This is a genomic window from Streptococcus sanguinis (assembly GCF_013343115.1).
Taxonomy (GTDB): Bacteria; Bacillota; Bacilli; order Lactobacillales; family Streptococcaceae; genus Streptococcus; species Streptococcus sanguinis_H.
In genome coordinates this window covers 1,746,027-1,772,165 of record NZ_CP054570.1, presented here as the reverse complement: position 1 = coordinate 1,772,165, position 26,139 = coordinate 1,746,027, and the positions used below count along the sequence as shown (strand labels likewise).

At 45.7% G+C, this 26,139-nt stretch carries 24 protein-coding genes, 1 pseudogene and 1 riboswitch; of the genes and pseudogenes, 18 read left to right on the top strand and 7 right to left on the bottom strand.

What is annotated here, in order from left to right; translation table 11 throughout:
• Nucleotides 1-45 precede the first annotated feature (45 nt).
• The gene (locus tag FOC72_RS08450) at nucleotides 46-792 is read left to right on the top strand and encodes a CPBP family intramembrane glutamic endopeptidase (RefSeq protein ID WP_002896598.1); all 747 of its coding nucleotides are present in this window, start codon (nucleotides 46-48) and stop codon (nucleotides 790-792) included.
• A gap of 75 nt (nucleotides 793-867) precedes the next feature.
• On the top strand, nucleotides 868-1,506 hold the full coding sequence (locus FOC72_RS08445; protein ID WP_002896597.1) for a TetR/AcrR family transcriptional regulator: 639 nt from the start codon (nucleotides 868-870) through the stop codon (nucleotides 1,504-1,506).
• A 53-nt stretch (nucleotides 1,507-1,559) separates the two neighbouring features.
• Here FOC72_RS08445 and recD2 read toward each other — a convergent pair whose 3' ends face one another.
• The 3 genes from recD2 to rnhC are packed head-to-tail and all read right to left on the bottom strand — an operon-like array spanning nucleotide 1,560 to nucleotide 5,509.
• Nucleotides 1,560-3,926, bottom strand: coding sequence for an SF1B family DNA helicase RecD2 (recD2, locus tag FOC72_RS08440; protein ID WP_002896596.1), 2,367 nt, complete (start codon nucleotides 3,924-3,926; stop codon nucleotides 1,560-1,562).
• Between the two features lie 59 nt (nucleotides 3,927-3,985).
• Nucleotides 3,986-4,615 (bottom strand): signal peptidase I, encoded by a 630-nt coding sequence (lepB, locus tag FOC72_RS08435; RefSeq protein WP_002896595.1) that lies wholly within the window; start codon nucleotides 4,613-4,615, stop codon nucleotides 3,986-3,988.
• A gap of 3 nt (nucleotides 4,616-4,618) precedes the next feature.
• A complete protein-coding gene (gene rnhC, locus FOC72_RS08430) occupies nucleotides 4,619-5,509 on the bottom strand; it encodes a ribonuclease HIII (RefSeq protein WP_002896594.1) in 891 nt (296 codons plus the stop codon).
• A gap of 188 nt (nucleotides 5,510-5,697) precedes the next feature.
• On the opposite strand from rnhC, the gene FOC72_RS08425 reads away from it, so the two are divergent.
• The 6 genes from FOC72_RS08425 (at nucleotide 5,698) to FOC72_RS08400 (ending at nucleotide 12,518) form a co-directional block, all read left to right on the top strand.
• Nucleotides 5,698-5,988 carry a hypothetical protein gene (locus FOC72_RS08425; RefSeq protein ID WP_002896593.1) on the top strand — a complete coding sequence of 97 codons (291 nt, stop codon included), beginning with the start codon at nucleotides 5,698-5,700 and terminating at the stop codon, nucleotides 5,986-5,988.
• A gap of 10 nt (nucleotides 5,989-5,998) precedes the next feature.
• Entirely contained in the window at nucleotides 5,999-6,550 is a 552-nt protein-coding gene (locus FOC72_RS08420; RefSeq protein ID WP_002896592.1) for a CvpA family protein, read from the top strand.
• A 54-nt stretch (nucleotides 6,551-6,604) separates the two neighbouring features.
• On the top strand, nucleotides 6,605-8,938 hold the full coding sequence (locus tag FOC72_RS08415) for an endonuclease MutS2 (RefSeq protein WP_002896591.1): 2,334 nt from the start codon (nucleotides 6,605-6,607) through the stop codon (nucleotides 8,936-8,938).
• A 79-nt stretch (nucleotides 8,939-9,017) separates the two neighbouring features.
• On the top strand, nucleotides 9,018-10,436 hold the full coding sequence (locus FOC72_RS08410; RefSeq protein ID WP_002896590.1) for a C69 family dipeptidase: 1,419 nt from the start codon (nucleotides 9,018-9,020) through the stop codon (nucleotides 10,434-10,436).
• 84 nt (nucleotides 10,437-10,520) lie between these two features.
• Nucleotides 10,521-10,835 carry a thioredoxin gene (trxA, locus tag FOC72_RS08405; RefSeq protein ID WP_002896589.1) on the top strand — a complete coding sequence of 105 codons (315 nt, stop codon included), beginning with the start codon at nucleotides 10,521-10,523 and terminating at the stop codon, nucleotides 10,833-10,835.
• A gap of 167 nt (nucleotides 10,836-11,002) precedes the next feature.
• Nucleotides 11,003-11,095: riboswitch (glycine riboswitch) on the top strand.
• An 85-nt stretch (nucleotides 11,096-11,180) separates the two neighbouring features.
• Nucleotides 11,181-12,518, top strand: coding sequence for an alanine/glycine:cation symporter family protein (locus FOC72_RS08400; RefSeq protein ID WP_002896588.1), 1,338 nt, complete (start codon nucleotides 11,181-11,183; stop codon nucleotides 12,516-12,518).
• 65 nt (nucleotides 12,519-12,583) lie between these two features.
• On the opposite strand, the gene sstT is transcribed toward FOC72_RS08400, so the two are convergent.
• Nucleotides 12,584-13,801: a serine/threonine transporter SstT gene (sstT, locus tag FOC72_RS08395; RefSeq protein ID WP_002896586.1), complete on the bottom strand. Its 1,218-nt coding sequence runs from the start codon at nucleotides 13,799-13,801 to the stop codon at nucleotides 12,584-12,586.
• Nucleotides 13,802-13,944: 143 nt separating this feature from the next.
• On the opposite strand from sstT, the gene FOC72_RS08390 reads away from it, so the two are divergent.
• From FOC72_RS08390 to FOC72_RS08375, 4 genes are all read left to right on the top strand, one after another.
• Nucleotides 13,945-14,808, top strand: a complete 864-nt coding sequence (locus FOC72_RS08390; protein WP_002896584.1) for a mechanosensitive ion channel family protein — start codon at nucleotides 13,945-13,947, stop codon at nucleotides 14,806-14,808.
• A 21-nt stretch (nucleotides 14,809-14,829) separates the two neighbouring features.
• The gene (locus FOC72_RS08385; RefSeq protein WP_002896583.1) at nucleotides 14,830-15,459 is read left to right on the top strand and encodes a DUF4352 domain-containing protein; all 630 of its coding nucleotides are present in this window, start codon (nucleotides 14,830-14,832) and stop codon (nucleotides 15,457-15,459) included.
• A 173-nt stretch (nucleotides 15,460-15,632) separates the two neighbouring features.
• A complete protein-coding gene (locus tag FOC72_RS08380) occupies nucleotides 15,633-16,535 on the top strand; it encodes a DUF2268 domain-containing putative Zn-dependent protease (protein ID WP_002896582.1) in 903 nt (300 codons plus the stop codon).
• A 62-nt stretch (nucleotides 16,536-16,597) separates the two neighbouring features.
• Nucleotides 16,598-16,966 (top strand): EXLDI protein, encoded by a 369-nt coding sequence (locus FOC72_RS08375; RefSeq protein WP_002896581.1) that lies wholly within the window; start codon nucleotides 16,598-16,600, stop codon nucleotides 16,964-16,966.
• A gap of 30 nt (nucleotides 16,967-16,996) precedes the next feature.
• On the opposite strand, the pseudogene FOC72_RS08370 reads toward FOC72_RS08375, so the two are convergent.
• The 3 genes and pseudogenes from FOC72_RS08370 to gdhA all read right to left on the bottom strand — a co-directional run.
• Nucleotides 16,997-17,155 (bottom strand): annotated as a pseudogene (locus FOC72_RS08370) (NADP oxidoreductase); the annotation flags it as partial.
• A gap of 15 nt (nucleotides 17,156-17,170) precedes the next feature.
• Nucleotides 17,171-17,656 (bottom strand): GNAT family N-acetyltransferase, encoded by a 486-nt coding sequence (locus FOC72_RS08365; protein WP_002896578.1) that lies wholly within the window; start codon nucleotides 17,654-17,656, stop codon nucleotides 17,171-17,173.
• 31 nt (nucleotides 17,657-17,687) lie between these two features.
• The gene (gene gdhA, locus FOC72_RS08360; RefSeq protein ID WP_002896576.1) at nucleotides 17,688-19,034 is read right to left on the bottom strand and encodes an NADP-specific glutamate dehydrogenase; all 1,347 of its coding nucleotides are present in this window, start codon (nucleotides 19,032-19,034) and stop codon (nucleotides 17,688-17,690) included.
• Nucleotides 19,035-19,386: 352 nt separating this feature from the next.
• Here gdhA and FOC72_RS08355 point away from each other — a divergent pair, with 352 nt between their 5' ends.
• The 6 genes from FOC72_RS08355 (at nucleotide 19,387) to FOC72_RS08330 (ending at nucleotide 25,872) form a co-directional block, all read left to right on the top strand.
• Nucleotides 19,387-20,325 carry a dihydroorotate oxidase gene (locus tag FOC72_RS08355; RefSeq protein WP_002896574.1) on the top strand — a complete coding sequence of 313 codons (939 nt, stop codon included), beginning with the start codon at nucleotides 19,387-19,389 and terminating at the stop codon, nucleotides 20,323-20,325.
• Between the two features lie 162 nt (nucleotides 20,326-20,487).
• Entirely contained in the window at nucleotides 20,488-21,423 is a 936-nt protein-coding gene (gene msrB / locus FOC72_RS08350) for a peptide-methionine (R)-S-oxide reductase MsrB (protein WP_002896573.1), read from the top strand.
• Nucleotides 21,424-21,581: 158 nt separating this feature from the next.
• Entirely contained in the window at nucleotides 21,582-22,454 is an 873-nt protein-coding gene (locus FOC72_RS08345; protein ID WP_002896572.1) for a MetQ/NlpA family ABC transporter substrate-binding protein, read from the top strand.
• Between the two features lie 249 nt (nucleotides 22,455-22,703).
• Nucleotides 22,704-23,771 (top strand): methionine ABC transporter ATP-binding protein, encoded by a 1,068-nt coding sequence (locus FOC72_RS08340; protein WP_002923210.1) that lies wholly within the window; start codon nucleotides 22,704-22,706, stop codon nucleotides 23,769-23,771.
• Complete coding sequence (locus FOC72_RS08335) at nucleotides 23,771-24,463, top strand: methionine ABC transporter permease (protein WP_002896569.1); 693 nt, start codon at nucleotides 23,771-23,773, stop codon at nucleotides 24,461-24,463. The genes FOC72_RS08340 and FOC72_RS08335 overlap by 1 nt, the downstream gene beginning before the upstream one ends.
• Nucleotides 24,464-24,600: 137 nt before the next feature.
• The gene (locus FOC72_RS08330; protein ID WP_002896568.1) at nucleotides 24,601-25,872 is read left to right on the top strand and encodes a TRZ/ATZ family protein; all 1,272 of its coding nucleotides are present in this window, start codon (nucleotides 24,601-24,603) and stop codon (nucleotides 25,870-25,872) included.
• Nucleotides 25,873-26,139 lie beyond the last annotated feature (267 nt).

Sequence of the window (26,139 nt, the reverse complement as noted above, 5' to 3'; positions counted from 1 at the left end):
AAATCTTGGCAATCGCTCTTCTTCCAAAGAAAAAGGAGTAATCATATGAAAACACAAACACATGTAGAGCCAGAGACAAGGCATATCCTGCCCTTTCTGGCCTGGACTTTTGGCATTAGCTGGTCTGCCTGGCTGGCTTCGGCTTTCTTGAGGATTCCTATTATTTCCCAGGTCCTAACCATCGCTGGTGTTTTTGGCCCGGCCATTGGAGCCAAACTGGTCTTAGGAAAATCGTTCAAGGAGCTCTTGGCTTCTATCGGATCGGCCCGAAAAAGGACTTGGGTCCATCTCTTGATTTTGACAATTCTTTATACCCTTTCCATAGTCTTTTGGAGCCCGCTCCTGCCTGGTTTTAGCCTTCTCAGGATTGCCCTGATTTTTCTCATGACGACTCTTCTGACAGGCGGCAATGAAGAGATTGGCTGGCAAGGTTTTCTGCAGCCGACTCTGGAAAGACTTCTGCCCTTTCCGATAGCGACTGTAACAACTGGGTTAATCTGGGTTGTCTGGCATCTGCCCCTCTTCTTTACCCCCGGCAGCAGTCAGGCAGGGACTTCTTTTCTAGTCTTTACTGCCGCCTGCCTACTCGCCCGTTTCTGGCTGGCGGCTCTTTACAAGGTCAGTCAGTCCATCCTTTACTGTGTTCTTTTCCACGGGGCCATCAATACCATTGGTGAAGGCATTTTCCTGGGGAAGGGGACGGAAAATCCGCTCTTTTTCCTAGGCTATATCTTGATGGCGGCTTACAGTATCTATCTTTGGTATCAAAGGGATCAGCAAGACAAGGCTTAAAGATATTTTTATGATTTTGTATTTCCCCGGCTTTTTTGGTAGAATAAAGCTATATTAGAAACAAAGGGGAACAGAATGGCGCAACGAAAAGACAAATCCCAGGCCATGAGAGAAAAAATTTTAAATACAGCAACCCAGCTCTTTATCCAAAAGGGGTCCGAAAAGACCAGTATGCAGGATATCGCCCAGACGGCAGGCATTTCCAAGGGGGCTATCTACCATCATTTCAAGTCAAAAGATGAGATTGTCGTGGCGGTGATGAGGAGCCGGCAGGAGTTGATGGAAGAAGAGATGAAGCAGTGGCTCAAGGCTACGGAAAATCTGACTGGCAGGGAGCAGCTGCAGACCATCCTCAAGTCCAATCTGGAAAGTCAGACAGCCCGGGCTACGGACGGCATTGTGGGTGAGTATGAGAAGGACGCGGGCTTTATTTTGACCATGATGCGGGACAATCTGCGGATAGGCGCCCCTGTGGTCAGTGACATTATCAAAAAAGGGATGGCAGATGGCTCCCTTCAGACCCAGTATCCGGAAGAGGCTGCAGAAGTTTTTCTGCTGCTGGTGAACTTCTGGATGCATGGGACCGCTTTTGAAAGTGAGCCCGAAAAACTGCCAGAACGTTTCCATTTTCTGCAGTTTATGATGACCTCGGTCGGTCTGGATATCTTTACTGACGAGCTCCTGCAGCTCTTTAGCCGGAAAAATAAGGCATAAAAAAAGGCGATAGGACAGAACTAAAAAATTTAATTCTGTTCCAGCCTTTTTATTTATGTGCTGAATATACTGTGGATATCTTCCTCGGTCAGGCCGATTAGGGGGTCAATTTTCAGGAAATTTTCTTCTGTCAAGACATATTTTTCCACAGGTGTTTTCATTTTATCCACAGGATTGTGGATATTGCTTTCGGCTTGCGGGAGGTCTCCAAAGCGCTCGATGAGATAAGTTTTGCGGGCGGTGCCGGTGTTTTTGACGGCATAGTTAAAGGCAGCTTTTTCCCCAAGCAGGATCAGCTTGCTCTTGGCGCGGGTGATAGCGGTGTAGATGAGGTTGCGCTGCAGCATCCGGTGACTGCTCTTAGTGATGGGCAAGATAACCACCGGAAATTCACTGCCCTGAGACTTGTGGATGCTCATGGCGTAGGCTAGGCGAATCTTGTACCATTCGCTGCGCGGGTAGATGATTTCATTGCCGTCAAAGTTGATGGTCAGCTCGTCCTGCTTGGAGTCGGTGTACTTAGCAGGCAGCAGGTCGCTGATATAGCCTAAGTCACCGTTGAAGACATTGCTTTCAGCATCATTGACCAAGTGGATAACCCTGTCTCCTTGGCGATACTGACAGTCGGGAGCTTCAAAGGTCAACTCATCTTTCTCGACAGGATTGATGAGATTTTGCATAAGATTGTTAATCTGGTCGATACCGGCTGGCCCCCGATACATAGGTGCTAATACCTGAACATCTTGAGCTGGGATACCGCTGCGAATGGCTGCGCTAGCGATTTTCTCAATCATAGGCGGGATGTGCTCATTTCTAGCTTCAAAATATGAGCGGTCCGCTTTTTTCTCTGTAAAATCTGCTGGTAAAATACCCTTCTGAATCTGGCTAGCCAGTGTAACGATTGTAGACTCTTCGCTCTGCCGATAGATGGTTTCCAGCTTGGTCTGTGGAATAGTCGGTATCTGCAGCAAGTCCGCCAGTACCTGACCTGGACTGACAGAGGGCAGCTGGTCGGCATCTCCGACAATCAAGAGTTTGGTCTGAGAGGAGATATTGCTGAGGAGTTGATTAGCCAACCAAGTATCCACCATGGAAAATTCATCTACAATGATAAAATCAGCATCTAGATAATCATCCAAATGACTGGTATCATCATCGCCAGTCATCCCCAAATGGCGGTGAATAGTAGCGCTAGGAAGACCAGTCAATTCGTTCATGCGACGAGCAGCACGTCCGGTCGGAGCTGCCAGCAGAATCGGCAGATCATTGACCTTTCGCAGATCCAAACCGCGAAGCTGGGCGTAGACTGCGATGATACAGTTGATAACGGTAGTTTTTCCAGTACCCGGTCCGCCGGTTAGGATAAAGACCTTCTGATTGATAGCCTGACGGATAGCTTCTTTTTGGATACTGTCATAGGTGATGCCGGAGTTCTCCTCCACTTGCTGGATAGCGGCAGTAATTTCATCTGCGTCAAAGCAGTCTTGTTCTCCTTTTTCCAGCAGACGTACTAGATTGCTTTTTATTCCTTCTTCAGCAAAAAATAGGCTGTTTTCAAAAATCTTGGTCTCTACATTTTGGACCTTATCTTCCTCAATCAGATGGGCCAGTTCATCAGCGACTAGACTAAGGTTCAGCTCCACTTGACGTGAGCTTTCTAAGAGTTCGATGGTGTGCTCTAGTAAATCACGAGCTTCAACATAGGTATCTCCCCGCTCCATGGACTGGGTCAGCAAGGTATGGACAAGGCCAGCCCGAAAACGCTCAGGGGCATCACTTTGGATGCCCAGCTCTTCTGCCAGATGGTCAGCAATTTTAAAGCCGATTCCCTGAATATCCTCTACTAGCTGATAGGGATATTTTTCGACAATATCCAGCGTTTCTTCCTTGTAGGTATCCTGGATTTGAAAAGCTAGCTTATTGGGAATGCCGTAGGCTGCCAGCTTGGCTAGTACCATCTCAGTTCCGTAGTTGAGTCTTAGCTTGGCGACAAAGGCCTCGCGGTTCTTAGCTGCTAAGCCGTTTATCTGAGTCAGCTTTTCCGGCTCTGCTAAAATCTTGTCAATGGTGTCCTCGGTATCTTCTCCGTAGAGTTGGACGATTTTTTGAGCAGTCTTGACCCCGATGCCCTTGAAATGGTCGCTGGAGAAGTATTTTACTAGGCCTTTGCTGCTGGGTTTGGCACGCTCATAGCGAGAAATTTTCAGCTGCTGGCCATATTTGGGGTGCTGGACGAGACTGCCCCAGAAGGTGTAATCTTCACCTTCCATGACATCTGCCATAGAGCCGGTGACAATGATTTCAAAATCTTCAAAATCCTCGGCATCTGTATCCTCAATATCTAAGAGTAGGATACGGAAAAAGTTGCTGGGATTTTCAAAAATAATACGTTCAATCGTTCCTGAAAAGTAAAATTCCATAGTTTATAGGTTCTTCTTTTAAAACGAACCCAGCTGATGTTCAGCTGAGTTCGGTATGCTTAATAGGTCTTAAAAGGCAGCAGTGGCCAGAAGCGGAACTTAGCTTCGCCCTGGATTTGTTTTGCTTTGAAAGCACCAACCTGGCGGCTGTCCTTTGAAACAATACGGTCGTCACCCAGAAGCAGGTATTCATCATCCAGAAGCTTGATGGTGAAGACAGGACTGCCATCTTTGTCAACAGTGAAGGCTTGAGCTTGAGCTGCGAGTTTCCTGAAAAACTCACCATTGTCATCATAATCATCCCCAGTATAAGTGGATTGGAGCTTGTCTTCTTTGAATTTCTTGATGTAGTCCGTCAGGTAAGGTTCGTCTGTTTTTTTGCCGTTGATGTAAAGAGTATCGTTTTCATACTGAATAGTGTCACCCGGCATACCGATGACCCGCTTGACAATCTCCTTGGTCGTTCCGTTATCATCTGTCTCAGTGGCGACGACGATATCAAATCGGTCAATAGACTGATGTTTGAGGACAAGCAGGTATTCCCCATTAGCCAGCGTAGGGTCCATAGAGTGGCCATCTACCTTTACAGGGGACCAGAGAAAGAGCCGTGATAGGATGATGATAGAGATGAAGAAGAGAAAGAGGCCCCATTCTTTGAGAAATGAGAGGACAGGATTTGATTTTTTCATAGGTTACCTTTCTAAAAGTTTTTGTGCTTTTTCAGTATTTTTAAAGTGGAGTTTAGCAGAATGCTGCAGACCGGCCATTCCGTGGGCTTGAAGAATCTGGCTGGCAACATGATCGCTCTTGCTTCCGGCTCCGCTAGGCAGGGTATAGCCTAACTCTTGGCTGAGGTTTTCTAGGTTTTCTAGAAAGAGGTCGCGAGCGATAATAGAGCTGACCGCAACAGCTAGGAACTTTCCTTCAGCCTTTTCAATCAGACTTACCGGATTTGGAAAATGATTCTTTTCCTGCTTTAGGTATTTATTGTAGTTTTGCTGGCTGGTAAAGGCATCGATGACGATTTTTTCGGGATTGATGCCTTTCTGCAGCAGTAGGTAGATAGCTTGATTATGTAGGGCTACCTTTACAGAGACGGCATTGTAGCCAGAAGCGATAACTTCATTGTACTTCTCTGGCGATAGGAGCAGAGCTTGATGAGCAATCTTTTCTTTCAAGACAGGAGCTAGTTGGCGAATCTTGCTATCGTTCAAGGTTTTAGAATCACCGACACCCAGTTTTCTCAGAAAGTCGTGCTGGTCTGGAGTGACGAAAGAAGCTACGACGGCTAGACCTCCAAAGTAGGAGCCGTTTCCGACCTCATCCGTCCCAATGAGGGCAAAATTCTGAGAAGCAGGACTATAACTGGATTTGCCTGCTTGATGGCCAAAAAAGCCAGCGTAGTGAGCAGCTTTTGCCCCTTGAAAGAGAACTTTTCCGGAGCTAAATACACTGACCGTCGCCTGATCCAGCCGGAAGAAATATTGAATATGCGGGTTCTTGCTGGGAGCCAGCTGGCTCTGATATTTCTCAACAAAAGCCTGAATTTCTTGCTGTTTGGGACTGAGGGTGATACTTTCCATACCCCCTATTGTACCATAAAAAGGAAAAGTCGAAAGTCATAAGATTGAAAATCCTACAAAAATTTTGTAGGAAAGCATCGCTGTTTGCTATGTCAAAAAAGATGAAAAAGAAAGTCCCTGTCTAGTTCCAAGTGTTTTTATAACTGACAAAGGGCTTCTTTTTTGATATAATACAATGAGGTGATTTTATGGCAAATTTGAATCGATATAAATTTACATTTGGAAACAAGACCTTAACTCTAACAACAGAACACGATAATCTCTTTATGGAAGAAGTAGAACGGGTAGCAAAGGAAAAATACAAGGCTATCAAAGAGCAGATGCCTGCGGCAGATGATGAAGTCCTGGCGATTTTGCTGGCGGTCAATAGCCTATCTACTCAGCTCAGTCGAGAGATTGAGTTTGATGACAAAGAAAAAGAACTAGAAGATTTTCGTCACAAAATGCTCAGTGATTTGAGAGAAAAGTCGGGTAAATAGAGGAGAAATAATGCTTTCTATTATTATTTTACTAATATTGGCCTGGAGCTTTTATATTGGCTACTCGCGTGGCATTGTTCTGCAGGGCTATTATGCCGCTGCGACCATGGTTTCCATGCTGGTGGCTGGAGCTTTTTATAAGAGCTTGGCCAAGTTTATCAGTCTTTGGGTGCCTTATGCCAGTGCGACTCAGGGCTCTTCGACCTATTTTTTCCCTAGCTCCCAGCTCTTTCAGTTGGACCAGGTTTTTTATGCTGGTTTGGCCTATCTCATTATTTTTACGGCTGTCTACATACTTGGGCGCTTTTTTGGGATTTTTGCGAATCTGATTCCCTACCCCAATAAGCTAGATACCAAATGGTACAATGTGACTAGCGGAGCCATCGCTGTTTGCATCTCTATTTTTGTTTTGGGAATGTGCCTGACTATTTTAGCGACGGTGCCGATGGAGATGGTTCAGGAGCGGCTCAACAGCAGCTTTATGATTCGCTTTATTGTCAAGTATACCCCTATCACATCCAATATCCTCAAAGATCTCTGGGTGAATCAAGTTATCGGATAAAAGACGACTCAGTTGGCCTGCTAGCTGAGTTCTTTTTTACTAGAAAAGAAAATTATGAACACAAAAATTTTAGAAACCTTAGAATTTAAAAAGATTAAAGAACTTTTTGCTCCCTATCTTTTGACCGAGCAGGGGCAGCTGGAGCTAGGCCTGCTCTTGCCGACCAGCAAGAAGGAGACAGTGGCCTCGGCTTTTCTGGAAATGAGAGATATGCAGCAGATTTTTGTGCAGCATCCCCACTTTAGTCTGGCTGCGACTCAGGATATCACTGCCTTGACCAAGCGGTTGGAGCTGGAGAGCGACTTGAATATTGAGGAGTTTTTGGCTCTCAAGCGCGTCTTGGCTGTGACTCAGGAACTCAAGTCCTTTTATGAGGACTTGGAAAATGTGCACTTGGAAAAGCTGGACCGTCTGTTTGAGAATCTGGCTGTGTTCCCTAAGCTACAAGGAAGCCTGCAAGCTGTGAATGATGGCGGTTTTATCGAAAGCTTTGCCAGCGAAAATTTGAGCCGTATCCGCCGAAAGATTCAAGAAAATGAAAACCAGGTGCGGGAAATTCTGCAGGAGATTCTCAAAAACAAGGGAGAGATGCTGGCTGATCAGGTAGTGGCTAGCCGGAATGGTCGCAATGTGCTGCCTGTGAAAAATACCTATCGCAACCGCATTTCTGGTGTGGTTCACGATATTTCAGCCAGCGGCAATACCGTCTATATCGAGCCTAGAGCAGTTGTCAACCTCAACGAAGAAATTGCCAGCAGTCGGGCGGACGAGCGTTATGAAATTCAGCGGATTTTGCAAGAATTATCAGACCTCTTCCGTCCCCATGCAGCTGAAATTGCCAACAATGCTTGGATTATCGGACATCTGGATCTGGTGCGTGCCAAGGTCCGCTTCATGCAGGAGACGGGAGCGGTGGTGCCAGATCTGTCAGAAGAGCAGGATATCCAACTGCTTAGTGTCCGCCATCCCCTGATTGAAAATGCAGTGGCTAATGACTTGTATTTCGGGCCTGATTTGACAGAGATTGTCATTACTGGGCCTAATACCGGTGGTAAGACCATCATGCTGAAGACCTTAGGCTTGGCTCAGATCATGGCCCAGTCAGGATTGCCGATTCTGGCGGACAAGGGGAGCCGTGTCGGGATTTTCAGTCAGATTTTTGCAGACATTGGTGATGAGCAGTCCATTGAGCAGAGTCTGTCGACTTTCTCCAGTCACATGACCAATATCGTCTCTATTTTAGAGCAGGTTGATAGCGAGAGTTTGGTTCTGCTGGATGAGCTAGGAGCTGGGACTGACCCGCAAGAGGGTGCAGCTCTGGCTATTGCTATCTTGGAAGATTTGCGGCTAAGGCAGATTAAAACCATGGCAACGACCCATTATCCTGAGCTCAAAGCCTATGGGATTGAGACGGACTGGGTGGAAAATGCTAGCATGGAATTTGATACAGATAGTTTACGGCCGACCTATCGCTTTATGCAGGGAGTGCCTGGCCGCTCCAATGCCTTTGAAATTGCTCGACGTTTGGGCTTGTCGGAAGTTATCGTTGGTCATGCCCAAGAGCAGACCGACACAGACAGTGATGTCAATCGGATTATTGAGCGCCTAGAGGAGCAAACTCTAGAAAGTCGCAAGCGCTTGGATAATATCCGCGAGGTGGAGCAAGAAAATCTCAAATTTAACCGAGCCCTCAAAAAACTTTACAATGAGTTTAACCGAGAAAAGGAAACCGAGCTGAATAAGGCACGGTTGGAAGCTCAGGAAATCGTTGATTTGGCTTTGTCAGAGAGTGAGAGCATTCTCAAAAATCTTCATGACAAGTCCAGTCTCAAACCGCATGAGATTATTGAAGCCAAGTCTCAGCTTAAAAAGTTGGCACCAGAAACGGTTGATTTATCAAAGAATAAGGTGCTCAAGCAGGCCAAGAAAAATCGGGCGCCCAAGGTGGGAGATGATATTCTGGTGACAAGCTATGGTCAACGGGGAACCTTGGTCAAGCAGCTCAAGGACGGCCGTTGGGAAGCTCAGGTCGGTCTTATCAAGATGACTCTAGAAGAGCAGGAGTTTAACTTACTCAAGGCTGAAAAGGAGCAGCAACCTAAGCGCAAGCAGGTCAATGTGGTCAAGCGGACCAATACTGCTGGACCGAAAGCCAGACTGGATCTACGGGGCAAACGCTATGAAGAGGCTATGGAAGAGCTGGATGCCTTTATCGATCAGGCCCTCCTCAATAACATGGCTCAGGTGGATATTATCCACGGTATCGGGATCGGGGTCATCCGTGAAGGGGTGACAAAATACCTCCGCCGCAACAAGCACGTCAAGTCCTTCGGCTATGCTCCGCAAAATGCCGGTGGCAGCGGTGCGACGATTGTGATCTTTAAGTAAGAAGGATAAAGAAAAATGGCTGGTTAAGCCATTTTTTTGATATAATGTAAGCAGCATAAAGAGCATTGGAGGGAAAATAATGAGATTAAAACACGTATCAGATTCCTGCACGACTATTTTGGTGGGCAAGAAGGCCAGTTACGACGGTTCAACCATTGTGGCTCGTACGGAGGATTCACAAAACGGGGTCTTTACACCCAAGAAATTTGTCGTAGTGGAGCCACAAGACCAGCCCCGTCATTATCAGTCTGTTTTGACGTCTTTTGAGATGGATTTGCCGGACAATCCAGTCCGCTATACGGCAGTGCCAGATGCAGTTCCCAAAGATGGGATTTGGGGAGCTGCTGGGATTAACAGCTACAATGTTGCTGTCAGCGCAACGGAAACGATTACGACCAACAGCCGCGTACTGGGGGCTGACCCTTTGGTAGAGTCAGGTATCAGCGAGGAAGATATCCTTACGCTGGTTCTTCCCTATATCAAGACAGCTCGCGAAGGGGTTCTTCGTCTAGGGAAAATCCTAGAGGAGTACGGCACTTATGAGTCCAATGGGATTGCAATCTCAGATGTCAACGAAATCTGGTGGCTGGAAACCATTGGCGGCCACCATTGGATGGCGCGGCGCGTGCCGGATGATGCCTATGTGACCAATCCCAATCAGCTGGGCAGCGATTATTTTGAATTTGACAATCCTGAGCACTTCCTCTGTCATCCAAATCTCCAAAACTTTATCAAGGAAAACCATCTCAATCTGAATTACTCGGACGAGGGTTTCAATCCACGCTATGCTTTTGGCAGCCAGAAGGATAAGGACCGTCATTACAATACACCGCGTGCTTGGGATATCCAGCGTTTTCTCAATCCAGAAGTGGAGCAAGATCCAAGGAGCTTCTTCATCCCATGGTGCCGCAAGCCATACCGCAAGATCACGATCGAAGATGTCAAGTATGTCCTGAGCAGTCACTATCAGGATTCACCTTATGATCCTTACGGAGCAGAGGGGGACCACCACAGCAGACGGGCCTTTCGGACTATTGGGATCAATCGGACCAGTCAGACAGCCATCTTGCAGCTGCGCCCTAATCAACCGCAGGAAACGACTGGTATCCAATGGCTATCCTACGGCTCCATGCCTTACAATACAGCCGTTCCTTTCTTTACTCAAGTCTCAACAACGCCAGACTACTTTGCCAATACGACGGACAAGGTTTCGACAGATTCTTTCTACTGGGCTAATCGACTCATTGCTGGGTTGGCTGATGCTCATTTTAGCAGTCATGTCGGAGACTTGGATGACTATCAGGAAAAGACCATGGCTTGGGGCCATGAAATGATTGGTCGGGTAGACCAAGCTCTGGCTAAGGGGGAGGATGTGGACTTTGAAGCTGAAAATCAAGCCATGAGCGACAAGGTGCAAGAAGCGACAGACCAGCTCTTGGAGAAAGTACTCTTGGATGCCAGCAATCTCATGATTAACCATTTCTCACTGAGCGACTAAGGTCTACCCGTAGCAAATATTTTTCTTTCTCTAGCTTTTGGTGTAAAATGTTATCAAAAGTAAGCTATTCAAAGGAGAAAATTTATGGTAGCAGCAGTTACAGATGCAACATTCGCAGAAGAAACAAAAGATGGATTGGTTCTGATTGACTTTTGGGCAACTTGGTGCGGTCCATGCCGCATGCAGGCGCCTATCTTGGAGCAGTTGGCAGGAGAAGTTCATGAGGACGAACTGAAAATCCTCAAAATGGATGTGGATGAAAATCCAAATACTGCCCGCGAATTTGGCATTATGTCCATTCCGACCCTTTTGTTCAAGAAAGACGGTCAAGTCGTTAAGCAAGTCGCAGGTGTTCACACCAAAGACCAGCTCAAGGCTATTATTGCCGGATTAAGCTAAGCAAGAAGCCTTTGGGCTTCTTTTTTTGTATCAAAAAACGTTTACATCCTTAAAATTTTTCATAAAATATTGACAAAAGGCGAATGTTCTTTTAGAATAATAGAAAATTAATAATCAACACCGAACGAAGTTTTTCAGAAAGAGGCGGACGCTTCTGACTGTGAAATGGACGGAACTCTGGAGAGACCATGAATGGCACCGAAGGGGCAAGGCGGTTTAGAACCGCTCAAACTCTCAGGTAAAAGGACAGAGCGAAGAGGCAGGGATTTCCCTACTCCAGCACATCCAGAGTACATGTTTTGCATGTGCTCTTTCTTTTTCTCGGTGTGAAAAGGAGCTTATATCATGTTGGAAATATTGAATCAATTAGATTCTTTTGTTTGGGGTCCGCCCCTGCTCATTTTGCTGGTTGGTACCGGTATTTATCTCAGTCTGCGTCTGGGCTTGCTGCAGATTTTTCGTCTTCCGCGTGCCTTTCGATTAATCTTTGTATCAGACGAGGAGCATCAGGGCGATGTCTCTAGCTTTGCGGCTCTCTGTACGGCTCTGGCTGCGACTGTGGGAACGGGAAATATCATCGGAGTGGCAACGGCCATTAAAACCGGTGGACCGGGTGCCCTCTTCTGGATGTGGGTAGCTGCTTTCTTTGGGATGGCGACGAAGTATGCCGAAGGCCTCTTAGCTATCAAGTACCGCCGCAAGGATGCTCATGGTGCTATGGCGGGCGGACCCATGCACTATATCTTACTAGGAATGGGCGAGAAGTGGCGCCCGCTGGCCATCTTTTTTGCGATAGCTGGTATCTTGGTGGCTCTCCTGGGGATTGGGACCTTTACGCAGGTCAATTCCATCACAGAGGCCATGCAGAATACCATTCAGCTGCCTCCAGCTGTGACAGCTTCTATCTTGGCTATTTTGGTGGCTCTGGTTATTTTCAGTGGCATCCAATCTATTGCTCGAGTATCGACCAAGGTTGTGCCCTTTATGGCAGCGATTTATATCTTGGGGACTGTGACTGTTTTAGCGGTCAATCTAGATCGATTGCTGCCAACTCTCCAACTGGTCTTTAGCTCAGCATTTAGCCAGACGGCTGCTGTCGGTGGCTTTGCCGGTGCGACCATCCAGATGGCAATTCAAAACGGGGTCGCGCGTGGAGTTTTCTCCAATGAATCTGGTTTGGGATCAGCGCCCATTGCAGCGGCGGCAGCTCGGACTAAGGAACCGGTAGAACAGGGCTTGATTTCTATGACCGGAACCTTCATAGACACCCTGATTATCTGTAGCCTGACAGGATTGACGATTTTAATCACAGGGGTCTGGGATGGCAATCTCAACGGTGTGTCCCTGACTCAGGCAGCCTTTGCGAGGGTTTTTGCTAATTTTGGTCCGGTTCTGCTTTCAGTCTTTCTAGTTCTGTTTGCCTTTACGACTATCTTGGGCTGGAATTACTATGGTGAGCGCTGTTTTGAATTTCTCTTTGGGGTGCGCTATATCCGCGTTTATCGCTTGCTATTTGTCCTTATGATTGTACTCGGTGGCTTTGTGGGTCTAGAGGCGGTTTGGATTCTTGCAGATATTGTCAATGCCCTCATGGCCTTGCCAAACTTAATCGCTCTTCTGGTGCTTTCTCCTATTGTTATCAGTGAAACAAAGAAATACTTTGCCAAGCATCGAAAGAACTAATTTTCGCACATAAAAAAGCCTCTAGTTTTCTGTAATGATGGAAGTCTAGAGGTTTTTTGTCGAAATTAATAGCGTTTTTCTTTTGGCCAGCTGCTCATCTCGGCCACAGCTGTAAAGAGAACGTCAGTAGAAGAGTTGAGGGCGGTCTCGCAGGAGTCCTGAATGACACCGATAACGAAGCCGACGCTGACTACCTGCATGGCCAAATCATTGGAAATCCCAAAGAGGCTGCAGGCGACTGGAATGAGCAAAAGAGAACCGCCAGCTACGCCGGAAGCCCCGCAAGCAGAAATTGCCGCTACGACACTGAGAACGAGAGCCGTTCCAAAGTCAACCCTGATACCTAGCGTGTTGACAGCAGCCAAGGTCAGGGTATTGATCGTAATAGCAGCCCCTGCCATGTTGATAGTGGCTCCCAGAGGGATAGAAACTGAGAAGGTTTCTGGATTGAGTCCCAGATCCCGACAAAGCTTCATATTGACAGGGATGTTAGCCGCTGAGCTGCGCGTGAAAAAGGCAGTCACACCACTGACTCGCAAACAGCGCCAGACCAAGGGATAGGGATTTTTCCGCAGCATGATAAAGGTAATCAAAGGATTGATAATCAGAACGACAATCAGCATGCTGGCTATCAAGGCTAGCAGCAGGACACCATAGCTTTTTAGAGCCTGGAAGCCTTTCCCGGAAATGGTCGTGTAGACCAGGCCTAGAATACCGAGAGGGGCTAGATTGATAATCCACTCGACAATCTTAGAAGTGATATCTGCCAAGGTCTGCAGCAGTTCCTTGCTGTGGTGGCTAGCTTCTCGCATGGCAATCCCAAAGATGACAGCCCAGGAAAGGATACCGATATAGTTAGCGGTGATGAGTGCGTTGACGGGATTGTCCACCAGCTGAAGCAGAAGATTGCTGAGGACTTGTCCGATTCCGTCTGGCGGAGAAACCTTTTGGGAGGACGAAGCCAACTCTATGCGAATGGGAAAGAAGAAGTTGACCAGAACCGCGACCAGGGCAGCCGCAAAGGTTCCCAGAAGATAGAGCAAGATGACTGTCTTCATATTGCTCTTTTGCCCTTTCTGCTGTTGAGACAGGGCGTTTGCCACCAGAGCGAAGACTAGGAGCGGAGCAATGGCCTTGAGGCCGCCAACGAAGATTTGGCCCAGAAGTCCAATGGCCTGTGCTTGGGGGAAGATGACAGCCAGCAGGACACCAATGCCAATACCAATGGAAATCCGCTTGATTAGATTGGTTTTATTCCAAATAGTGATGAAGCGATGGACCATGTAAGTTCCTTTCTTGTCTTAGATACTTATTTTATTATACGATAGGAAGGGGGTGAAAGCAATGCTAGGTCATGCTAACCATTCTATGTCCATGCAGATTGGTCTTTGTGGTATAATGGTAGTAATCTTTTTGGAGGTAGCCTATGTCTAAGACCGGAAATGTCTTTTCCCGTTATATCCAGCAGTTTGACTGGAGCAAGATTGCAGATGACCTTTTTTCCAAGCTGGTCTCTTTACTTCTGCTTTTTATCTTATTTTACATCGTTAAGAAAATCCTGCATTTGTCAGTGACCAAGATCATTGCTCCCTCTCTCAAGCTATCCAAGCAGGATGTAGCCAGACAGAAAACCATTACCCGTCTCATTGAGAATCTGCTTAATTATGTCTTGTATTTCCTCTTGATTTACTGGGTTTTATCCATCTTGGGACTGCCGGTTTCCAGCCTTTTAGCTGGTGCCGGAATTGCCGGGGTGGCCATCGGGATGGGAGCCCAGGGCTTCTTGTCGGATCTGGTCAATGGCTTCTTTATTCTTCTCGAGCGACAGTTAGATGTCGGTGACAATGTCCGCCTGACTAACGGCCCTATCAACATCGCTGGAACAGTAATCAGTGTCGGGATTCGGACGACGCAGGTACGGGACGCGGACGGAACGCTTCATTTTGTGCCCAACCGCAATATCATGGTTGTCAGTAATCTGTCTCGTGGAGATATGCGGGTCCTGATTGATATCCCCATTTATGCCCAGACGGATTTGGACGAGATTTACCGCATCATTGCCAAGGTCAATGAAGAAGCCGTGCCAGAACATCCAGAGATTCTTAAAGAGCCGAATATCTTGGGGCCGCAGATGGCTTCAAATGGCCAGTTCAACTTCCGTATCAGCATGATAGTGCAGGGAGGCATGCAGATTTCTATTTACCATATCTTCTACCGTCTTTACCATGAGGCGCTTTTACGAGAGGGGATTGAGCTCCCAACGCTTGGGCCTCTTTCAAAAGGCAAGTAATTATTGATTAGAAAGGTCCATATGAATCAGCGAATTCAGCAGGAGATTGTCAGTGAGGACAATCTTGTTTACCGTTTAAAACGTCCTCTCCACAAGCAGGGTCTCTTTTGGGCAGCTCTAGTGTCTGGTATTATCATCTTTCTTCTGGCCTTGCTCAGCATTCTCCTCGTCATTACTACGATTGGCCTTATGGAGGAAAATGACCATCTCAAGTCTCTCACAGGCTACCATAACTCGCCTTTAGAGACCTATTCCAGCCATGCTTTTGAGAAAACAGTTGAATTTTCCAGCGGACTCAAGGTGACAGTTCATTCGGCAGTGGAAGATAGCAAGAGAGTCATGAGCGATGAGTCAACAGGGGTAGCTGTCGTTGCGACTATCACGGTTGAAAATACTTCTAAAAAGCCCATTCTTGTCAGTCCTTATGACTTTGGACTTTATGACAAGAAGGAAAATGTTTATATTTTGGACGGCTCAACCTTTGACAATACACAAATCGGCACCAATCTAGCGCCAGGCAAGTCTATCCGCTTTGACTTGGTTTTTGACGGGGAAGGCGGCGATGAGGATACCTATACCGTGACCTACGAAAATGCTAAGTGGCAAAAGGAGAAAAGCAAGCCAAAGCAAGAGAAAAAGAAGGAGCAATAGGGAAAACTATCCTATTACTCTAATACCTTTGCTACTTTCCTCACTAGATTTGAAAGTGGAGGCAGCAAATGTTATAGATAAAAGAGGATTTGAGGCGAAAGTTTCAAATCTTTTTCTTGACTCTGACCTTAGAGGAGGGTGTATACTGGTGAAAATTAGAAAAGGAGATTACCATGAAAATCAATATGATTCGTTCGGATAAAGTTTATCAAGAGATGCTCGAGCTGCCTGTAGAAAAGAGAGAAGGTTGTTTTCGAGCTAAGATTTTAGCACCTTTTGCAACAAAATATCAAACTCAACACATTCCTCTGAAAGCGAAGTATCCCGGAGGATTTGATTCTCTTTTCCTACTTGGCTTTATGAATCAGCTACCCAGTACTCTGTCAGAAAAGGATAGACCGGCTATTGATGCTCTGAGCTCTGATCAACTCTGGCAAAATTGTCAAGATACCATCAAGAGGAGTATCGGTCTTTTTGAGCAAGCTGGCTATGACTTAGAGGTTGAGGATTACCATTTTACTATTTTATTAGGAAATCCTGAAAAACCCATGCTACAGCTCAATAAGGGTTACAGCGGAGATGGAGGAATTCCAGGCTACCTCATGCTTAGCCTGCTACCGAATGACTATACTTTGCCACGTGTACAGGCGGCGCTAGCCCACGAGTGCAATCATAATGTCCGCTTCCAATTTATCAAATGGAACCAGCAGACGACATTGGCAGACTGGGTAGTTAGTGAAGGATTGGCAGAGTCTTTTGCAGCTGAACTCTATAGCAAGGAGCTCATCGGACCTTGGGTCACTTCGACTAGTTCCGAGCAGTTAGAAGAGATTAAGCCCATCATCTCAAGTCAGCTTCAGCTAACGGGGATGGCGGAAATGGCTCCTTATCTATACGGTGATGAAATCGCTGAGATACAGGGTCAAATTCCAGTTGGTATGCCCTATGCTGCAGGCTATGCTTATGGCTATTATCTGATACAAGCCTATCTGAAAAAGACTGGCAAGAGCATTATTGAGGCCACAGTAACACCGACAGAAGAAATTTTAGAGGCGACTAAAGACTTTTGGAAATGACACTTTTGCTTGAAAATCTGCCAGAACCTGATATAATGTAGGTGATTTCTGGAGGTATCAGTATGCATTATAAAAGAATAGAATTGAAAGTCACAAATCAAGGTATCCATGAGCGCAAGATTTTTCAAGGTGTTAAAATTTTCAGCCGCAGTAAGCTGTCCAAAGATCAGAAAAGCATTCTGACGCAGAAGCTTTACCTGACACCGAAGCAAAACATTATTTACTATCAACGGACAGATGTCAACTATGACCAGAACTGGCATCATAAGAAGGATTATTATGAACTAACTTATGGCCAGTTGGACAGAGAGACTGTTTTTAAGGTTTGCCAAGATTTTGACGAGCTAAGCCCTTTTCTGGAGAATGAGCTGCTTGAGAAGCTAAAAGAAAAGCAGTCAGCAGGCAAATTTTTTGAAAAATTAGATATATAAAAATCCGGCTGCTTATAAAAGCAGTCGGATTTATTCTAGTTTGATAGTGCTTAAACAAATACCTTGAGCAATCATAGCTTTGGCTACGTTTTCGAAGGAAGCGATATTAGCACCAGCCAGGTAGTCTTTGCCAAGTCCGTAAGTTTCAGCTGTGTTGAAGATGTTAGTCATGATGTCCTTGAGGCGGCCAGAGTATACTGACATCTATTCATCTGATGAGAGGGATTTTATCATCCAGATATTCATAGCTGGGTGGCCGGCAGCGTTAGAAAGTGGTTGTTGCAGTGATGTAAAACCATAGTGTTGATAGACGGCCACGGCTGTAGCCAGTTCAGTAGTGGTTTCTAGATAAAGCTGTTCATAACTTGCTAGACGGGCTTCCTGGAATATCTGCTTTATCAGCCGACTGGAATACCCCTTGCCACGACTGTTTTTAGTGACATACAGTTTTTGTAATTCGGCAATCTTATCAGACACAGGTGCAAAGCCACCACAGCCAACGAGTTGACCTTCATCTTCCAGAACAAAGTAAGCTGCCCTCTCTTGCTGTTGATAATAGTCGGCCAAATGATCTAGATGAGAATCAAAGTAGACAGTTCCTGGTTTGTCAAGCCCGAATTCTTCTAGGCTAGCTCGAATGAGCTGCGCTACAGCTGGATTGTCTCTCACTTCCATTGGCCGCAAGTTCATGATTTGTCCTCCGATAGGATGTATCGATTAGTTAAACAATACCTTGCGCAATCATAGCGTTTGCTACGTTTTCGAAGGCGGCGATATTTGCTCCTGCAAGGTAGTCAGTACCAAGTCCGTATGTTTCAGCAGTTGCTTTAGCTGTGTTGAAGATATTTGTCATGATGTCTTTGAGACGGCCGTCAACTTCTTCGCGAGTCCATGACATACGAAGGCTGTTTTGGCTCATTTCCAGAGCGGATACTGCTACACCACCAGCATTGGCAGCTTTGGCAGGTCCGTAGAAGATACCGTTCTCTTTGTAGACTGCGATAGCATCCAGATTGCTCGGCATGTTGGCACCTTCAGATACACAGATAACGCCTTGAGCAACCAAACGTTTGGCAGCTTCGCCATTGATTTCATTTTGTGTCGCACATGGCAGAGCGATGTCATATTTCTCAGCGTAAGTCCAGACAGAACCTTCATGGTAAGTAGCAGTTGCTTTTTCAGCAGCATACTCAGTCAAACGAGCACGGCGTTTTTCTTTAACATCAACCAAAAGATCAAAGTCAATACCGTTTTCATCGATCACATAACCGTTTGAGTCAGATACAGAGATAACAGTTGCACCAAGCTCAGTTGCTTTTTGAAGAGCGTATTGGGCTACGTTACCAGAACCGGAAATAACCACTTTTTTGCCAGCAAAGCTTTGGCCGTTAGCCTTGAGCATTTCTTCTGTGTAGTAAACCAAGCCGTAACCAGTTGCTTCTGGGCGAATCAAGCTACCACCAAATCCAAGGGGTTTACCAGTCAAGACACCAGCGTCGAATTGGTTAAGGCGTTTGTATTGGCCATAGAGGTATCCGATTTCACGTCCGCCGACACCGATATCACCAGCTGGAACGTCAAGAGATGGGCCGATGTGCTTTTGCAATTCTGTCATAAAGCTTTGGCAGAAGCGCATCACTTCAGCATCAGTCTTACCTTTGGGATTAAAGTCAGATCCACCTTTACCACCGCCGATTGGCAGGCCAGTCAAGACGTTTTTAAAGATTTGCTCAAATCCGAGGAATTTCAAGATACCTTGGTTTACAGTTGGGTGGAAACGAAGTCCGCCTTTATAAGGACCAACTGCTGAGTTAAATTGCACGCGGTAACCGCGGTTGACTTGTACGTTACCTTCGCGGTCTACCCAAGGAACACGGAAGCTGATTACACGTTCAGGCTCAGTAATACGTGCTAGGATGTTTTCTTCAATGTATTCTGGGTGTTTTTCGAAAACGGGCTCCAGAGTATTGAGAAACTCTTCAACAGCTTGGAGGAATTCTGCCTCGTGTCCGTTGCGGGCTTTTACGGTCTCGAAAGTGCTTTGGATATATTCTTTAGCAGTTGTCATCTGTCATTCTCCTTTAAATAAAATAGTAAACCATCCTGTCGGAAGCTGCTTGCAGCTTGTGTGACGAGGATGTGTTTAAATTTTTAAAACAGGCATCTTTTAGATGTCATATTTTATTACATGGAACATTATAGCAGACTTTTTTTCTCTTGTAAAGAAAAAAGTTGAATTTTCTAAAAATTTCCACAATTTATTTTCTGAAACATTCCAGAAAATAGTCAAGCGAACGGGATGTTTTCCGAACGTTAGTCAGGAATTGCCGGTTAAAAAAACGAAAAAGTGGAGTTTGGTGATATAATAGAGGAAATGAGCTAAAGGCACTCGCCTTCAAAAGAAAAAGGAGCGTTTTACTATGGTTTCGACATCTACACAGATTGCTGGTTTTGCATTTGACAACTGCCTGATGAATGCAGCTGGGGTTGCCTGCATGACAAAAGAGGAACTGGCGGAAGTCAAAGATTCTGCTGCAGGAACCTTTGTGACCAAGACAGCGACGCTCGAATTTCGTCAGGGAAACCCAGAACCGCGCTATCAGGATGTTCCGCTGGGGTCTATCAACTCCATGGGCCTGCCCAACAATGGTTTGGACTACTATCTTGACTACCTGCTGGAACTCCAGGAAAGCGAAGCAAATCGGACTTTCTTCCTCTCTTTGGTCGGTATGTCGCCAGAAGAAACCCACACTATTCTTAAGAAAGTGCAGGCAAGTGACTTTAAAGGCATTACTGAGCTCAATCTCTCCTGTCCCAATGTCCCTGGTAAGCCACAGATTGCCTATGACTTTGAAACGACGGAAAAAATCTTGGCAGAGGCTTTTGCTTATTTCACCAAGCCGCTGGGTATCAAGCTGCCTCCTTATTTTGACATCGTGCATTTTGATCAAGCCGCTACGATTTTTAACAAATATCCGCTCAAGTTTGTCAATTGTGTAAACTCAATCGGAAACGGCCTTTACATAGAAGATGAGTCAGTGGTCATTCGTCCGAAAAATGGTTTTGGAGGTATCGGAGGTCAGTATATCAAGCCGACTGCTCTGGCCAATGTCCATGCCTTTTACCAACGTCTGAAACCGGAAATCCAAATCATTGGAACTGGTGGTGTCCTGACGGGGCGCGATGCCTTTGAGCATATCCTCTGTGGTGCCAGTATGGTGCAAGTAGGAACAACCCTTCATAAAGAAGGAGTGGCAGTCTTCAAGCGCATCACCGCAGAACTCAAGACTATTATGGAAGAAAAAGGCTATGAAAGTCTGGAAGATTTCCGAGGAAAATTGAAGTATATTGAGGAGTAATCTTCTATACAAGAGTTGTAGTGATTTGAAATGAAGAACATGGCTGGGTTGATTGTCATTAAGACCCAGCTTTTCATATCAATTTGAAGAAAGTTCCAATCAAATTGCTATAATTTCAACTTCTTTTATGAGAGAATAGTCGCAAAGAAATGAGGTGCTTTTATGGCAGAAATTTATTTAGCTGGCGGATGCTTCTGGGGCTTGGAAGAGTATTTTTCCCGCATTGAGGGTGTGGAGGAAACGACAGTGGGCTACGCCAATGGACAAGTAGAATCAACCAACTACCAGCTGATTCACCAGACGGATCATGCAGAGACGGTTCATCTGGTCTATGATGAAAAGCGGATTAGCCTGCGGGAAATCCTGCTCTATTATTTCCGAGTCATTGATCCTCTGTCGGTCAATAAGCAGGGAAATGATGTAGGACGTCAGTATCGGACGGGCGTTTACTATACCAATCAAGCCGATAAGGCGGTCATTGAGCAGGTCTTTGCTGAACAGGAAAAACAACTGGGACAAAAGATTGTTGTTGAGCTAGAACCTTTGCGCCATTATGTTCTAGCTGAGGACTATCATCAGGATTATCTCAAGAAAAATCCTGGTGGCTACTGCCATATCAATGTCAATGATGCCTATCAGCCCTTGGTCGATCCAGGCCAATACGAGAAGCCTACAGATGTGGAACTAAAAGAGCAGCTGACGGAAGAGCAGTACCAGGTGACCCAGAACAGTGCGACAGAGCGCCCTTTCCATAATGCCTATAATGCCACTTTTGAGGAAGGAATTTATGTAGATGTGACGACTGGGGAGCCCCTCTTTTTTGCTGGAGACAAGTTTGAGTCTGGTTGCGGCTGGCCTAGCTTTAGCCGGCCCATTGCCAGAGAAGTTCTGAGATACTATGAAGACAAGAGCCATGGCATGGAGCGGATCGAAGTGCGCAGCCGTTCAGGGAACGCCCATCTGGGGCATGTCTTCACAGACGGCCCAGAAGCAGCAGGCGGCTTGCGCTACTGCATCAACTCAGCAGCTCTGCGATTTATTCCAAAAGAAAAAATGGAAGCAGAAGGATATGGCTATCTGCTGACCTTCATGCAGTAAAAGGGCATAAAATCAACTCAAATGCTTCAATCAGTCATATATTTTTTTTATCACGGCGATAAATTATTTATATAAGCCAAGTCTCCTTTAACATGGTAAAATGAGAAGTAATCTTATAAAATAGAAGATTTAGAATTTTATCCATTAAAGGAGAATAAATGATGAATTTGAAAAAAATCTTTTCAGTCGGCTTAGTCGGCCTTGCAGCCTTGGGTTTGGCAGCTTGCGGAGGCTCTTCTAGTAAGGAGAGCAAATCAGCAGACGGACCTGTAACCGTCAAGGTTGGGGTAATGAGCCTGAGTGATACAGAAGAAGCGCGCTGGAACAAGGTTCAAGAGATTCTTGACAAAGAAAATGCAGGCGTTAAATTAGAGTATACACAGTTTACCGACTACTCTCAGCCTAACCAAGCTCTGCTTGACGGTGATGTGGATATCAACGCTTTCCAACATTACAACTTCCTTGAAAACTGGAACAAAGAGAAGGGAGCAGACCTTGTGTCTGTTGCGGATACCTATATCGCTCCTATTCGTCTCTACTCTGGTACAAAGGACGGCAAAAATAAATATACAGATGTGAAAGACATCCCAGAAAATGGTACAATTGCTGTTCCAAATGATGCGACAAACGAGAGCCGCGCTCTTTATCTTCTTGAATCAGCTGGCTTGATCAAGCTTGATGTTAAAGGTAAGGAACTTGCGACTGTTGCCAACATCAAAGAAAACAAGAAGAATCTGACCATTTCTGAGTTGGATGCTTCTCAAACGCCAGCTTCTCTGACTTCAGCAGATGCTGCAGTTGTCAATAATACTTTCGTCCGCGAAGCAGGCATTGACTACAAGAAGGCCCTCTTCAAAGAAGAAGCCAATGAAAACTCAAAACAATGGTATAACCTGATTGCAGCGAAACCAGATTGGAAGAAATCAGACAAGGCTGACGCAATTGAAAAAATTATCAAGGCTTACCACACTGATGAAGTGAAAAAAGTTATTGAAGAATCATCAGATGGTATGGATCAGCCAGTTTGGTAATTTTTTTCCAGCAGAAGGTCATTGTATTGAATAAATGAAATGATTAAGAAGGGCGGAGATTAGCTTCTCCAGCCCTTTATCTGCTATTATGGTCATTTAGTTTGAACAGTATCTGGCTTTGGGTTAAGTCGGTAAAGATTGCGGCTTATGGCATCACATTTCCCTAGTCAAGTGACAGACGGAAATCAAACTAAAAGGCTACAGAGGATAAATCACATATTGGACAAATCAAGGAGTGAATCGGAAATTATGGGCAAAGAAATTATCAAATTGGATCACATTGATGTCGTTTTTAATCAAAAAAAGCAAGACATTAAGGCCGTAGAAGATGTGACCATTCATATTAATCAGGGAGATATTTATGGAATTGTAGGTTATTCTGGTGCCGGAAAATCTACTCTGGTTCGTGTCATTAACTTGCTGCAGGTGCCGTCTGCCGGTAAGATTACGGTGGATGATACGGTTTTCTATGATCATCATCAGGTTCAGCTTACTGCGGCTCAGCTACGTCAAAAGCGTAAGGATATCGGGATGATTTTCCAGCATTTTAACCTCATGGCTCAGATGACAGCCAAGGAAAATGTTGCTTTTGCGCTTAAGCATTCACCTTTATCAGCTGCTGAAAAAGAGAAGAAAGTTCACACTCTTTTGGACTTGGTAGGCTTAGCAGATCGGGCGGACAATTATCCTGCCCAGCTGTCTGGCGGTCAGAAGCAGCGGGTGGCCATTGCACGGGCCTTAGCCAATGATCCCAAAATCCTAATCTCGGACGAGTCCACATCCGCTCTGGATCCTAAGACCACCAAGCAGATTCTGGCTCTATTGCAGGATTTGAATCAAAAATTGGGTCTGACTATTGTCCTCATTACCCACGAAATGCAGATTGTCAAGGACATTGCTAACCGGGTGGCAGTTATGCAAAATGGCCGGCTGATTGAGGAAGGCTCAGTTCTGGATATTTTCTCTAATCCCAAGAATGAGCTGACCCAAGACTTCATTACGACCGCAACCGGTATCAATGAGGCTATGATTAAAATCAACCAGCAAAAGATTGTGCAAAACCTGCCGGAAAATTCCATTCTGGCCCACTTGAAATACTCAGGTGTGGTAACGGACACAGCCATTATAAACGACATTTACAAGCAGTATCATATATCTGCCAATATTCTTCACGCCAATATTGAGATTTTAGATCATGTACCGGTCGGAGAAATGGTCGTTATCTTATCTGGAGAGACCAAGCAACTGGCGGCGGTCCAGGAAAGTCTGCGCGAAGCAGGAGTAGAGCTGCATGTTCTGAAAGAAGGGAGTAACTAATGCTACAGCTGATTCAACAATTTATGCCCAATGTTTATAGAATGGGATGGTCTGGGCAGGCTGGCTGGGGAACAGCTATTTACCTGACTCTGTATATGACTATCATTCCTTTCTTTATCGGAGGGATTCTAGGCTTTATCGCTGGTCTCTTGCTCGTCTTGACAGGGCCGAGAGGTATTTTGGAAAATAGACTTGTCTTTTTCGTCTTGGACAAGGTTACCTCTATCTTCCGGGCTATTCCGTTCATCATTCTCCTAGCCCTTATTAATCCCTTTACTCGGATTATTGTGGGAACTGGGATTGGACCGACTGCGGCCTTGGTCCCTCTTTCGCTGGCTGTTTTTCCTTTCTTTGCCCGTCAGGTTCAGGTGGTCTTATCCGAACTAGACCGAGGAGTCATTGAGGCGGCGCAGGCTAGTGGAGCAACCTTCTGGGACATTGTCGGTGTTTACTTGCGGGAAGGTATGCCGGACTTGATTCGGGTGACGACTGTTACGCTCATTTCTCTGGTTGGTGAGACCGCTATGGCCGGAGCGATTGGAGCTGGTGGACTGGGAAATGTTGCCCTGACTTATGGTTATCAGCGTTTCAACCATGATGTAACTATTCTTGCGACCATTCTTATTTTGCTGCTCATCTTCTTTATTCAGTTTGTTGGGGATTTCCTGACACGGAAGATTAGTCATAGATAATGATTGACAACTAGGGCCTCAGCTGGGGCTCTTTTTTATGCCATAATTGTATTAAAAGACTTGCGCAATTAGATTAGGCTTGTTATAATAGCTAAAATCTCTTGAAGCCAAGTATTGGGAAAGTGAGGATATGGCGGATGAAAGCTTATACAAATGTCAATCTAGTGACCTGTGACAGCGCATTTCATGTTTACCGGGAAGGGCTGTTGGTCGTGGAAGATGACCGCATTGCCTACTGTGGTCCCTATGATGAAAGCTGGCTAGGGAAATGTAGTGAAACAGTGGATTATGAAGGTACTTGGATCATGCCAGGGCTGGTCAACTGTCATACTCACTCCGCCATGACCTTGCTACGCGGGATTCGTGATGACAGTAATCTGCATGAATGGCTAGAGGACTATATCTGGCCGGCAGAAAGTCAGTTCACATCGGATCTAACGACCGAGGCTGTCCAGCTGGCTCTGGCTGAAATGCTGCTGTCAGGAACAACAACTTTTAACGACATGTATAATCCTCAGGGAGTAGAGATTGACCGGATTTATCAAACTGTGCGGCAGTCCGGTATGCGTTGCTATTTCTCACCAACACTCTTTAGCTCAGAGGTAGAAACGGCAGAAGAGACTCTGGCTCGTACTCGGACCATTATTGAGAAAATCCTCTCCTATGACGATGAAGATTTTCAGGTTATGGTGGCGCCTCATTCGCCTTATGCCTGTGACGAAGAGTTGCTCAAGGGCAGTCTTGAGCTAGCGCGTGAACTGGATTTGAAGCTTCATATCCATGTGGCGGAGACACAGGATGAAAATAAAATCATACTGGAGCGCTATGGCAAACGGCCTCTGGCTTTCTTAAAGGGTTTGGGTTACTTGGAGCAGCCAGCAATTTTTGCTCACGGAGTTGAACTGAATCCGTCAGAGATTGCGGATTTGGCGGCTTCACCAGTCAGCATCGCCCACAATCCTATCAGCAACCTCAAGCTAGCTTCTGGAGTAGCTCCGGTGACCGACTTACTAGCCGCTGGGGTGACCGTTGGCCTAGCGACAGACTCTGTCGCTTCCAATAATAATCTGGATATGTTTGAAGAAGGTCGGACAGCTGCTCTTCTTCAGAAAATGCGGGCAGGCGATGCGACCCAGTTTACGATTGAGCAGGCTTTGAAAGCTTTGACTATTGAAGGAGCTAAAGCGCTGGGATTGGATAACAAAATTGGTAGTCTGGAAACGGGCAAGCAAGCCGATTTCATTGTCATTCAACCTAAGGGACGACTTCACCTCTATCCTTTGGAAAATATGCTGTCGCACCTAGTGTACGCAGTCAAGGGCAGCGATGTTCAGGATGTCTACATTGCAGGGCAGCAGGTTGTCCGAGACGGCCAAGTGCTGACTATTGATGTAGGAAGTTTTGTGTAAGTGTAAAAGTTTAAAATGGAAGCGAGAAATTAGCCTAGCTTCCATTTGTTTTTATAAAATTCGACAATTTATTCGGAAAACGCTTGCAATTTCTCCAGCTTCTGGTATAATAAACTTATGGATTGTTACTGGTCAAGCAGGCAAAACCTAAGCAAATACGAGATATAAAGCAGTTTCTTGCTTTCTATTTGGTGTGTGTTTAGGTTTTTTTCGTGCCCTATTTTCCGGAAATAGGAACAAACTGCTAACCTAAAAAATACAAGGAGG